This is a genomic window from Pectobacterium brasiliense, from assembly GCF_016950255.1.
Classification (GTDB): domain Bacteria; phylum Pseudomonadota; class Gammaproteobacteria; order Enterobacterales; family Enterobacteriaceae; genus Pectobacterium; species Pectobacterium brasiliense.
The window spans coordinates 835466-848497 of record NZ_JACGFN010000001.1; the positions used below are offsets into that span (position 1 = coordinate 835466).

Sequence of the window (13032 nt, forward strand, 5' to 3'; positions counted from 1 at the left end):
GAAAAACGGAGTACACCGCCAACTACCACCAAAGAATTATTATATAAAAAATACATAATTAATTGATTTTAAAAGATAAAAATAAAACCATTCGTTTTGTGCTTATACTGAATTCATACACACGACTATTTAGAGGTAGTAGTCGGGAAGCGACGAAAAATCATACAAATTCAGTAAAGGGGGTAGCTGGATGACGCGCGAAAAAAACGCCTCCCCGAAAAGGAGGAGGCGTCGTAGTTATATTTTTATGTTTTATGCAGATATTGCGAATGTTTCGTGCGCGACAACACTGTCATTTTCATGCTACTTCGTAGCACGCGCCCGACAAGGAGCGCTCAATTGCCGCGCTCCTTGACCTGTGGCTATTTGGCGCTAATTGTGTCGCTACGCGATACCTTCGGCGTTCGTGGCTGCAATTCGGGCCACCAGTGACGCGTTTACTCGCCCCATAAATGGAGCTCGCCCTTCGGGCCAGCACAAGTGCTGTTCAAAAACGTCTCTGACGTTTTTGTCAGACGCGGCACTGGTTTTCGTCGCATCCATGCGCCTCACCCGGCAACCACGCCCACCTCAGCACAATTTTTTACGCCGGGAAAAACGAAGGCAGAGAATATTTCGGAAATGTAGGCCGCTAACTTTTCTTTCTGGCGTAGAACAGCCAGGTCACCAATACGCACACCACGTAGCACACCACAAACACCTTCATCGCACCGGTGGGTGAACCGGTTAACTCAAGCGACATCCCAAAGGCCTGAGGAATGAAGAAACCGCCGATAGCGCCAATGGCTGAGATAAAGCCCAGCGCCGCTGCGGTATCCGTGGCTGCTGTACGCTGCGCATCCGCATCGCTTCCACCTTGAGTTTTCACGCGATCTGCCGTTAATTTACGGAAAATCACAGCGATCATCTGGAAGGTTGACCCACTACCCAGACCGGCCGTCAGGAACAGCATCATGAAGATACCAAAGAACATCCCGAATGAGCCCGCAGAGTTCGCACTCGGCAGGGACAGGAACAGTAATACCGAGAGAATCACCATCAAGATGAAGTTAATCAACGTGACTTTCACACCGCCAAAACGGTCAGACAGCATTCCGCCCACCGGACGCGCTAACGCCCCCAACAGCGGCCCGAAGAACGCGTAGTACAGAATCACAATGTCTGGGAACTGTGTTCTGGACAGCATGCCGAAGCCCGCCGAAAAGCCGATAAATGAGCCAAACGTGGACAAGTACAGGAAGCTCAGTACCCACAGGTGCATTTGCTTCAGAACTGGCAACTGCTTGCGTATTGACGCATTAGGCGCAGGAAGATCGTTCATGCCAAACCAGGCAGCGGTTGCAGCAATCACCAAAAACGGTACCCACATCCATGCTGCATGGTGCAGCCAGATCTGGTGCCCGTCAGGCTGAACAACGCCATTGCCAGAGAAGCCCAGAATCGGCAGGAAAATCACCACTGGCACCAGCAACTGCATCACGCTCACGCCGAGGTTGCCCAATCCGCCGTTAATGCCTAGCGCACTACCCTGACGTGATTTGGGAAAGAAGAAACTGATGTTCGCCATGCTGGACGCGAAGTTAGCACCCGCGAAGCCACACATCAGAGAAATCGTGACGAAAATGCTGTACGGCGTTTGCGGATTTTGTACGGCAAACCCGAGCCAAATACACGGGATCACCAGAATGATGGTACTTAATGTCGTCCAACGGCGACCGCCAACCATTGGGATAACAAAGGAGTATGGAACACGTAATAGCGCGCCGGAGACGGAAGGCAGCGCGGTAAGCAAAAATAACTGGTCTGTGGTAAAACTAAATCCAACCTTGTTTAGGTTAACGGCTACGGTGCTGAAAATCATCCAGACACAAAACGACAACAGCAGGCACGGTACAGAGATCCAAAGATTACGCTGTGCTATCCGTTGGCCGCCAGATTGCCAGAATTTTGTATCTTCAGGATTCCATTCCCTTATCAGCGTGCTCTGCGATACTTTTTCGGGTGATGAAGGCTGCGTCATAAAAACCTCGATAAATAAAAACGCGGTAGAATTAAGGCGCAACATTAGGGATTACACCGCAGGTAAAGTTGATGCAAATCAACGCGCTGTCAGGTAAAAAAACCGTGTAAAAATAACCACACTCCTTAATGAGTAATAAAAATAGAAAAATAAGCAACGATAATTCAAGCTGTTATATCTCTATTTTTTCGCACTGTCATATCCCCTTTCAAGGCGCGGATATTCGGTGGTACTCACTAGTAGGTATGGGGTTATCATGTAGGATCGGGAAAAATGCCTAAAGGGTTATCCTTCTCGGTACTGGTTTTCTACTCCTCCAGCAGAGGTCGCTTTATTATGTTGAAACGTTTCCTGCTGCCGCTGTCGCTCGTCAATCAGGTTGCCTTATTGATGCTGCTACTCGGTTTGCTGGGTATTGCAGGTATGTCGGTTTCCAGTTGGATGTCTCAAAGCATTCAAGGGAACGCGCACGCCATTAATAAAGCAGGCTCGCTGCGTATGCAGAGTTACCGTCTGCTCTCGATGGTGCCGCTCTCTGCCGAGAATGAAATTTACCTGCAAGAACTGGAAGAAGACGAAATCAGCAGCGACCTACAACAGGCAGTACGTCGGGAAGGGCTTAGTGAACAATTCACTGCGCTGCGCGTTTTCTGGCTGGAAAACCTGCAACCGCATCTGCGGCAGGCAACGAATTCTGCTGATGCCTCGGCGGATGTCGCCCGCTTCGTGAAACAGCTCGACGATTTGGTTTCCGCCATCGATCATAAAACCGAACAGCGGTTGAGGATGGTCACGCTGGTGCAGCGCATCTTCATCGGCATCATGTTTATTCTGCTGGTCACAACGTTCTTTTACTTGCGCCGCCGCCTGTTGAGGCCGTGGCGACGTCTGGTTGCGATGGGACAAGCTATCGGGCAAGGTGATTTCACTCAGCGCGTCGCCATCAACGGCCATGACGAAATGAGCACGCTGGGGCAGGTGCTGAACAGCATGTCGGATGAACTTTCCGCCATGTACCACAGTCTGGAACTGCGCGTCGCCGAGAAAACGGCCGACCTGCAACAGAAAAACGATCTGCTTTCTTTCCTCTATCGCGCCAGTCGACGCCTGCATACCGGTGCACCGCTGTGTAGCCGACTGATGCCGATCCTGAACGAACTGCCGTCGCTGACCCCGCTGCGCAATATTCAACTGCGGCTGTATGAAGATAACAATCAGGAACAGTTTCATCAGTTTAGCGATTGCAGCCAGTCACAGCCGGATCATTGCCCAGATGACAGCTGTCAGAGCTGCGGTATGCAGGCAAATCGGGAAGAACTGCCGGGCGAGCCTCACTGTTGGGACCTGCATGACAAGCACGGACAATATGGCGTCGTGTTAGCCACGCTGCCGGGCAACACCGTATTGAGCCGCGATCAGAATCAGTTACTGAATACCTTACTGGAACAGTTGACCAGCACGCTGGCGCTGGAGCGCCAATCTAACCATCAACAGCAGTTGATGCTAATGGAAGAACGCGCCACCATTGCCCGCGAACTACACGACTCTATCGCCCAATCCCTCTCCTGCCTGAAAATTCAGGTGAGCTGTCTGCAAATGCAGGGCGGCGATTTGCCGCCCGCGTCGCAGCAACTGCTGACAGAAATGCGGGAAGAGTTAAACACCGCCTATCGCCAACTGCGTGAGCTGCTGACGACGTTCCGGCTGAAGCTGTCGGAATCCGGCTTACTTGCCGCGCTGCGGGCGTCGGTCGATGAATTCAGCAAGCGACTGGGCTATCCCATCGAACTGCATTACCGTCTGCCGCCGCAGTCGGTTTCCGCTCACCAAGGTATTCACGTCCTGCAAATTGTGCGCGAAGCGCTGAGCAATATTTATAAACACGCGCAGGCCACACAGGTCGATATCACCCTGCAACTACGTCAGGGCTACATCGAACTCAGCGTAGCCGATAATGGCATCGGTATTCCGGATGATGCCAGCCGCGCCAACCACTATGGACTTATTATCATGCGCGACCGTGCACGGGGTTTGCACGGCGAATGCATTGTTCGACGCCGGCCATCGGGGGGCACTGAAGTCAATGTCAACTTCCTCTCCGAATACCGTCACCGGCTGCCATTAACAGGAGAAACTCATGATTAACGAAGATGCCGCCACCCTACTGCTGATTGATGACCATCCCATGTTGCGTAATGGCGTTAAGCAACTCATCAGCATGGATCCAGAATTGCAGGTGGCAGGTGAAGCCAGTCACGGCGAACAGGGTGTCGAGCTAGCGGAACAGCTGGACCCGGATTTGATTCTGCTCGATTTGAACATGCCCGGCATGAATGGTCTGGAAACGTTGAATCGTCTGCGGGAAAAATCGCTGTCTGGTCGCATTGTCGTCTTTAGCGTATCCAACCATGAAGACGATGTTGTCAATGCCCTGAAAAATGGTGCTGACGGTTACCTGCTGAAAGATATGGAGCCGGAAGATTTACTGGCCGCGCTGCATCAGGCGGCATCAGGAAAAATGGTTCTGAGTGAAACGTTAACCCCGATTCTGGCCGCCAGCCTGCGAGAAAGCCGCCACAGCAGCGACCGGGACATTCAGCAGCTCACGCCGCGCGAACGCGATATTCTGAAGCTGTTGGCTCAGGGATTATCCAATAAAGTGATTGCCCGCAAGCTCACGATTACCGAAAGTACCGTTAAGGTTCACGTCAAACACCTGTTGAAAAAAATGAAGCTAAAATCACGGGTTGAAGCGGCTGTCTGGGTATTACAAGAAAAAGTGATTTAATCCAATCGTCACAAGATACCGCTATTATCAGCGGTACGGATAAGGCGCTCTGGCGCCCTTCCGTCCGAGATTATCCTCGCGTGAGCGAGGATGCCGCCGTAGTTGATGAAAACCGAATTGATGAAAATACCATCAACACCCCGCCCAACCTAAACGCTTGCTAAACGGCACCGGCATTTATAGCCATTATCCTAATTAATGTGACGTTGCTCTCGACTAAACTAGTTAGTAATCGCATTTTTCGGCTTTTACACCGAGTTTAACGTTGAGGAACAACATGAAAAAGGTCAGTAAGGAGCGGTTTATCGGCCTGGAATGGTTACGGTTTTTGCTCGGCTGCTACGTGATGATTTATCACACGGTACACGTTTATCCCCAGCGTGAGCGCATTCCCTTCCTGAGCGAGCTCACCAGTATGGGTTTCTTCGCGACCAGCACGTTCTTTGTCCTGTCTGGCTTCTTGCTAGCACATGTCTACATTAAGGACGGACGTCTGCGCGAACCTGTTCGCCAGTTCTGGGCCAAACGCTTCTTTAATCTTTATCCCATCCATATCATCGCCCTGCTGTCTTCGATTGCCGTTGTCACGCTGATGCAGTGGCTGGCCGTGCCGCCGGAAGGACAAGTCGCCAGCGCGCGTTTCGTTATTTATGACACCAACGATCCCGCAGCCGACCCTGAAACGCTGCGCCATTACATGACGAATGCACAGTTGGCGTTCAACGGGTTATTACAGGTACTGATGTTGCAGGCATGGAATCCTTACTTTCTGACCTTCAATGCCCCGTTATGGTCGCTTTCAACGCTGTTCTTTTTCTATCTGGCGTTTCCGCTGCTGGCTCCGCGTCTGTTGAACAGCCGCCATCCGTGGCTGTGGATGGGGATCGTCTGCCTGCTGTATCTACTGCCGCCGATTTGGGTAATTTGGCAACAGCAGTTCGGTATGCCGTACACTGGGCTGTTGCAGCGTGGGCCGATCTTCCGTCTGCCAGAATTCCTGGCAGGGATATTGGGCTATGCGCTGTTCCGTCATTATCGCCAGAAAGATCGCTTACCGTTGACCAAAGGCCAGCGCTACGCACTCGCCCTCTTTATCGGTGTGAATTTCCTTGTCGCTACCTGGCTATTCACAAAAGGCGAAGCCTATTGGTACTTCTTGCTGCACAACGGCTTGCTCCTGCCGGCTCAGGTTGGTCTGGTTTGTCTCAGCGCGCTGGCGCGTGAACCTAATAGTGAATGGCTGCGGCACTGGTCGCCCCGACTGGGAGCCGCCTCGCTGTCTATCTTTGCGCTACACGTTCCGCTCTTTAATCTGTTCCGTACGCTGGAACAGCTGGTGCGCGGTAACCCGATGGCCTGCTTCAGCGATTGGGGTCAGTGCATTTCCGCGGCAGGTCAGGTACAGCTGTCCATGACGGGGTATATCATTTTCCTGCTCAGCACCGTGACGCTCTGTGTTCTCTTCCAGGAACGGATCGTGTTCCGCGTAAGGACATTCCTGACAGCACGTTTCCTGAGCAACAACAGCGCTTCCCGCACGCAGCGCACCGCATAGCGTTCTCTATCGCTCACGCTCTCTGACCTGAAACAAGCAGGGTCAGAGAGCATCACCCCCGCACGACTCCTCCCCTTTCCTCCAGCCAAGAAATGTGACAGATATCGCGTTATAGCTGTTAATCATCAATAGCCACTTTTATAACTATTTACATTCTAATCAATTTTCGTTTTCGGGTAGAGCATCACTACGATTCCTGTTAATGTTTGCCGTTCCGGACTAAACCGGTTCGTTATCATCGGCTGTACGTCTTTGTCTTTGACGGACATCTCACTACCTGTCACCACTGTTTACTTGGCAATAATGACACTATCCAAACACGCACTCTCTTCCCTCAGCCTGGTTATCGCCCTCTCTGCTGGCATTACACAGAGCCGCGCTGACACCATTTGGCTGAACAACGGCGACAAGCTTACAGGGAAAATCACGCTGCTTGACGGCGGTAAACTCTTTATCAACACCGACTATGCCGGCTCTATTTCTGTCGCCTGGGATAAGGTGAAGACCTTTGAATCCGACCATGGTCTGGTGATTCAAGGCGAACGCTACGAGAAAGGCGTTCTGTATCCGGCGGTTAAAGCGGGCGAAAACCGCGCCGTCGTCGCAAGCCCATCGCTGGCTAACGAAGCGGCTGGCCCACAAACGTTGCCACTTTCTGAAATCACGTCTATTGTCGCGCAGAAGCCGCTGGTGACCGATTTCGCCTGGAAAGGCAACATTGACGCTGGCATGTCGCACAAGAAAAGTTCGACAGAAACCGACAACTACGATGTGACGCTGAACACCAAGGCGCGTCACGATACGTGGCGACACAACCTTGATGCCAGCTACCATTTGGCAAAAGAGGATAAAGTCGAGAGCACCAAGAATGCGGCTGGCGAATATGCACTGGATAAGTTCGTGGATGAGAACTGGTTCTGGCAGGGTCGTTATCAGTACAAACGCGACTGGATTGAAAGCATTAAAATCAACCGCTCTTTCGGTCTCGGTCCCGGTTATCAGTTCTGGGATAACGATTTAGGCGCGTTCTCACTGACGTCGCTGGTCAACTCCCAAACCTTCGTCTACCGCGATCAGGGCAATGATGACTTCTACTCCGGTGCGATTAAGTGGGCGTACAACCGTTACCTGTTCAGCAAATCGGTTGAAGCCTTCACCAACGGTGAATTGGGTCGTTCATTTGATGGCACTGCGCCAATCTATCTGAAAGCGGATGCAGGTCTGCGCTTCAAGCTGACCGACTGGTCTTCTATGAGCATGAAAGTGTCACGTACCCGTATCGAAAGTAATCAGGGGAATGTTGACGACACGCTGTACACCATGGGTGTTGGCGTCGGCTGGTAAGTCAGTGGCTTCACATTGTTTCAAGGTGAACGGCGATTTCGTCGTTCACCTCAATGCTTATATCCACCGTTGTTTCGTTATTAGCCGTTCCCTACTGCCGCAGAACACGACTGTTGCAGGATACGCACCCGCTGTGCCAGTTCGCTCACGCTTTCGTCTTCCGTTCCGTGATTTTTCAGCTCTTGCTCGAGTGCAAACAGATATTGCGCATTGGTGCCGAGTGGACCGCTCGCGCGCGCAATCAGCGGGGCAACGCTCTGAATGCAGGTATCATTTTCGTTGAGGGGATGCTCCGGCTCGGAGACAAACACCAGCGCCGTCAGCGGTGCGCCGTTCTTGCGATGCAATTCACACCAGAGCGGACGATAGCAGCCCGTCAGCATTTCACGCTTCCACAGCAGCTCCAGATCTTCACGCAATGAGGTTTCCGGCAGTCGGAAAGCCAATCCCGTCGTTTGTCCACCGGGTTTCAGCGCCAGCATCCGCCCCGGCTGCGTTAGCGTGCCGCGGCCGATGGTGAGGCGCAGGCAAAAGGCTCGCTGCCACCCTGCCAACGTAGCCAGACAGGTTTCTTCGGCGTCAAAAACCGGATTCCACATGAGTGAACCATAGCCAAACACCCAGACAGGACAGCTATTTGGCCGGAGCGCCAGCGTCCTGTCCAACGAGTCAGCCCGCTGTTGCGGGGTGAGCAGTAAGGTTTCTTCAATACAACCAAAAGACGTTCTACAATCTGCTTTCTGCAAAAAATCGCGTGTTAACACTACTTACTACCCCCAACCTTACTCTTTTGCTGCTCGTCAGATCGGCTCTCGCCCTGCGTGTAAAAATCTAACTGCTTCATCTGCTTAATTTTACAACACTATGGATCTTGAGGTTATTCATTTATGGCTTTGCAATCAAGTTTGATACTAGTCACAAAAACAGAAAAAGTTCGTGATAATGTTTCACTCACGAAAAATTCCGCTGTTGTATCAACTAATCGGCAACTCGCCGTTAGACTTGACGCATTCCTGATACAAACCTCATTTTTGTGACGTCAGGAGCCTGTCGTACGTTTGATGTGAAAGCTCTCGACGCCAATGAAACGTATCGGCGGCAACAAGAATAATAACGGATAGACATCAAATGATAATAATTATCATCTCGTGTTATTATCATCCTTAATTTGGAATCGACTATCCACGGAGACACTAAATGGCAACGCCGCGTCAGCCTGTTTTAGTTCAGGTTAAACACATCCACGATATTTCCCCTCATTTACGCTGCATTACTTTCCATCATGGCGCGCTACGCGATTATCCGACCGAGCGATACGGTGCACACATCAAGCTCTTTTTGCCTCAGGCTGGACAGCAAAAACCGGTTCTGCCCGCGATTGGCGAACGCGGCCCGATCTGGCCAGAGGGCGAAGCTCGCCCCATCGTTCGCACCTATAGCGTCCGCGCGTTGCGCCCAGAGGATGCGGAGCTGGATATGGTTTTCGCGCTGCATGAGCACGCTGGGCCTGCCGTCACCTTTGCCCGTCAGGCACAGCCCGGCGACTGGGTCGGTATTTCACAACCCGGAGGCCCGCTCCCGATGCTGCCGCCAGCGGCCGCTTATTATCTGGCAGCTGACCCGTCATCGTTCCCCGCGCTCATGGCGCTGCTGGAGAATCTGCCTGATGACGCAACGGGGCATGCGGTCATCCGTGTCGACAGCGAGGCTGATAAGCTTGATATCGCGAAACCAGCACAGCTTCAACTGCACTGGATTATCGGCGGAACGGACGTGACCGACGCATTGTTGCAGCGGTTTCAGGCACTTCCGTCGGCTGAAAATGCGTTTTACTGGTTAGCGGGTGAGGATCGTATCGTGGTTCAGCTTCGTCGCCACGTGCGTCGCGAACGCGGGGGTGAGCGAAATCAGATGTATGCCGTGCCTTATTGGCGAGAAGGGCTAAATGAAGAGGATTATCATCATAAACGTCACGATATTATGGATAATCCTGACGAATAACCACAAAAAATACATTTGATATTATCATGATAGGGAGAAGACACGTAGATTCTCCCTTTTCATTTAAATTTAGGCGCAAAGCGTAAAAATCCGTAAAACTTCCCGCATCAATATGACAATCTGTTATCATATTTTTCGTTTTATTACGTTATAACTACTTTTTAGTAACCTTTTGCTGTTTATTGTTGTTCTACCCTTAACAAAGGGCTTACGACCACAATAAATCGCTTTATGCCCTAAATAGTTCGAGCTGCCAGTATGTTGACTTGAAATATGACGGGGATATTTTGCCGTATCATTCCTCTGGATAAGGAGAACTCCCGCAATGAAGTCTCATGCTGAGGTGGTCAAAACTCGCCACCATGAATACTCGCTCATTTTTCCTGTTATTGCGCTGGCCGTGCTCTACATGTGGGGCACTTCACAAAATTTTGTCGCCATTCTCGGCATCAACGCCATCGCGCTAGCCGGGATACTGTTCAGCGCCTTTAGCGTAGTACGTCACGCCGACGTGCTTGCACACCGTCTGGGTGAACCCTACGGTTCATTGATCCTCAGCCTATCCGTCGTCATTCTTGAAGTCAGCCTGATTTCGGCGCTGATGGCAACCGGTGACGCTGGTCCGGACCTGATGCGTGACACTCTCTATTCCATTATCGTGATTGTCACCGGTGGTCTGGTCGGCTTCGCCCTCCTACTCGGTGGCCGTAAATTCGCCACACAGTACGTCAACCTCAGCGGCATCAAGCAATACCTGATGGCGATCTTCCCATTGGCTGTGATTGTGCTGGTTTTCCCCAGCGCCTTACCCGGTGGTAATTTTAGCGTAGCGCAATCGCTGATTATTGCGGCTATTTCTGCGGCGATGTACGGCGTTTTCCTGTTGATTCAAACGCGTACGCACCAAAGCCTGTTTGTATATGAGCATGAAGACGAAGGCGACGGTGACGATCCGCACCATGGTAAACCGTCCGCGCACAGTTCTCTGTGGCACACTGCCTGGCTGCTGGTTCATCTGGTTGCTGTTATCGCGGTCACCAAGACAAACTCCATGCCGCTGGAAACGCTGCTGACCGAAATGAATGCGCCGACGCAGTTTACGGGCTTCCTGGTCGCGCTATTAATCCTCTCGCCTGAAGGGCTGGGAGCAATCCGCGCCGTCCTGAAAAATCAGGTACAGCGTGCCATGAACCTGTTTTTCGGCTCCGTGCTGGCAACCATTTCACTCACGGTCCCTACCGTTACGATCATCGCTATGATTACAGGCCGCACGCTGAACTTCGGTCTGGATATGCCGCACATCGTTGTGATGCTGTCGGTACTGGTGCTATGCCACATTACGTTCTCCACGGGTAGAACCAACGTATTAAGCGGTAGCGCACACTTGGCGCTCTTTGCCGCCTATCTGATCACCATCACGCTGTAATTCCCCCTGCCGACGCGGTTTTCGCCGCGTCGGCCTCGCCAAAAACCACTTCTATTGATGTATATCTGGATCTTCTGAGCGCATCCGGCGTATCGTAAGGCTGTCGTCGACGGACCGGCAGGCCCGCCATATTGATTTACTTCCTTACTTTGGTTTCTGCTTAGATGAAAACGCACGGAATTAACGGCGTCAGGCCGTTCAGCGCGCTGATTGACGCGTGCTGGCGCGAAAAATATACGCTGCAACGTTTTACCCACGACATTATCGCTGGCGTAACTGTCGGCATCATCGCCATACCGCTGGCGATGGCACTGGCTATTGCCAGCGGCGTTCCTCCGCAATACGGACTATATACGTCAGCTATTGCCGGGATTGTCATCGCCGTCAGCGGCGGTTCACGCTACAGCGTCTCAGGCCCGACGGCCGCCTTCGTCGTCATTTTGTATCCGGTGTCGCAACAGTTCGGGCTATCCGGTCTGCTGGTTGCCACCTTGCTGTCCGGCGTATTTCTGCTGCTAATGGGGCTCTGCCGCTTCGGCCGGCTGATTGAATATATTCCGCTTTCCGTGACGCTGGGGTTCACCTCAGGGATCGCTATCACCATCGGTACCATGCAAATCAAGGATTTTTTCGGCTTACAGATGGCGGTAGTCCCCGAGCATTACGTCGAAAAAGTAGCGGCGCTGGCGCAATCGCTGCCGACCCTGCATCTTGCTGATACGCTGATTGGCGCAACGACGCTTTTGGTTCTCATCGTCTGGCCCAGACTCGGTATTCGCCTGCCCGGTCATTTGCCTGCGCTGCTGGCAGGTGTCGCGGTGATGGGGATCATGTCACTGCTCGGTGAAAACGTGGCCACCATCGGTTCCCGATTCAGCTATATGCTGGCGGACGGTTCGCAGGGGCAAGGGATTCCGCCTATCCTACCGCAACTCATTCTGCCGTGGGATATTCCGTCGCCCGATGGGAAGACAATGACGCTGGATTGGCAAAGTATTTCCGCCCTGCTACCTGCGGCGTTCTCTATGGCGATGCTGGGGGCGATTGAGTCGCTGCTGTGCGCCGTCGTGCTGGACGGGATGACGGGCAAAAAACACAATTCTAATGCGGAGCTGATGGGTCAGGGCTTCGGTAACATTATCGCGCCCTTCTTTGGCGGTATTACCGCGACCGCGGCGATTGCCCGCTCCGCCGCTAACGTGCGCGCGGGCGCAAACTCGCCGATCTCCGCCGTGATCCATGCGCTTCTGGTGTTACTGGCGCTGCTGATCCTTGCGCCGTGGCTATCTTATCTGCCGCTGGCGGCAATGGCATCGCTGCTGCTGATCGTCGCCTGGAACATGAGTGAAGCGCACAAAGTGGTGGATTTGCTGCGCCACGGGCCGAAAGACGACATTATCGTGATGCTGCTCTGTATGTCGCTGACCGTGCTGTTCGATATGGTGATCGCCATTACCGTCGGTATCGTACTGGCATCCCTGCTGTTCATGCGTCGCATCGCACAGATGACCCGACTGAGCGAACTGCCAGACACCAAAATCCCGGATCATCTGGTACTGCGCGTTAACGGCCCGCTGTTCTTCGCCGCGGCGGAACGCATCTTCAACGATCTGACCGTACGCAGCGAAGGCTATCAAAATATCATCTTACAGTGGGATGCGGTGCCGGTGCTGGATGCTGGCGGACTCAATGCGTTCCTGCGCTTTAGTGAAACGCTGCCTGAAGGTAAACAGCTCATCATCACCGATATTCCCTTCCAGCCGTTAAAAACGCTGGCGCGGGCGAAGGTTCATCCGATTGAAGGGCGGCTCAGCTTCTACGGCTCACTCGCACAGGCGATTGAGGCGACGACGGTGCGCTCAGCGGAAACAGAACTGAAATAGTGTGCGAGCCACGCC

Annotated in this window: 9 protein-coding genes; 7 read left to right on the plus strand and 2 right to left on the minus strand. The window is 52.6% G+C overall.

The window, feature by feature from the left end:
* Nucleotides 1-631: 631 nt before the first annotated feature.
* Nucleotides 632-2020 carry a NarK family nitrate/nitrite MFS transporter gene (locus tag H4F65_RS03750; RefSeq protein WP_039289088.1) on the minus strand — a complete coding sequence of 463 codons (1389 nt, stop codon included), beginning with the start codon at nt 2018-2020 and terminating at the stop codon, nt 632-634.
* A 336-nt stretch (nt 2021-2356) separates the two neighbouring features.
* On the opposite strand from H4F65_RS03750, the gene narX reads away from it, so the two are divergent.
* The 4 genes from narX (at nt 2357) to H4F65_RS03770 (ending at nt 7707) form a co-directional block, all read left to right on the plus strand.
* Entirely contained in the window at nt 2357-4165 is a 1809-nt protein-coding gene (narX, locus tag H4F65_RS03755) for a nitrate/nitrite two-component system sensor histidine kinase NarX (RefSeq protein WP_172644786.1), read from the plus strand.
* On the plus strand, nt 4158-4808 hold the full coding sequence (narL, locus tag H4F65_RS03760; protein ID WP_010276892.1) for a two-component system response regulator NarL: 651 nt from the start codon (nt 4158-4160) through the stop codon (nt 4806-4808). Before narX ends, narL begins: the two co-directional genes overlap by 8 nt.
* 277 nt (nt 4809-5085) lie before the next feature.
* On the plus strand, nt 5086-6363 hold the full coding sequence (locus H4F65_RS03765) for an acyltransferase family protein (RefSeq protein WP_010276888.1): 1278 nt from the start codon (nt 5086-5088) through the stop codon (nt 6361-6363).
* Nucleotides 6364-6666: 303 nt separating this feature from the next.
* A complete protein-coding gene (locus tag H4F65_RS03770; protein ID WP_010276885.1) occupies nt 6667-7707 on the plus strand; it encodes a DUF481 domain-containing protein in 1041 nt (346 codons plus the stop codon).
* Nucleotides 7708-7787: 80 nt separating this feature from the next.
* On the opposite strand, the gene H4F65_RS03775 is transcribed toward H4F65_RS03770, so the two are convergent.
* Entirely contained in the window at nt 7788-8471 is a 684-nt protein-coding gene (locus H4F65_RS03775; protein WP_010276882.1) for a gamma-glutamylcyclotransferase, read from the minus strand.
* 433 nt (nt 8472-8904) lie between these two features.
* On the opposite strand from H4F65_RS03775, the gene H4F65_RS03780 reads away from it, so the two are divergent.
* From H4F65_RS03780 to dauA, 3 genes are all read left to right on the plus strand, one after another.
* The gene (locus tag H4F65_RS03780; RefSeq protein WP_010276879.1) at nt 8905-9708 is read left to right on the plus strand and encodes a siderophore-interacting protein; all 804 of its coding nucleotides are present in this window, start codon (nt 8905-8907) and stop codon (nt 9706-9708) included.
* Between the two features lie 325 nt (nt 9709-10033).
* Nucleotides 10034-11134, plus strand: coding sequence for a sodium-potassium/proton antiporter ChaA (gene chaA, locus H4F65_RS03785; RefSeq protein ID WP_010276876.1), 1101 nt, complete (start codon nt 10034-10036; stop codon nt 11132-11134).
* 164 nt (nt 11135-11298) lie between these two features.
* Nucleotides 11299-13017 carry a C4-dicarboxylic acid transporter DauA gene (dauA, locus tag H4F65_RS03790; protein ID WP_010276873.1) on the plus strand — a complete coding sequence of 573 codons (1719 nt, stop codon included), beginning with the start codon at nt 11299-11301 and terminating at the stop codon, nt 13015-13017.
* Nucleotides 13018-13032 lie beyond the last annotated feature (15 nt).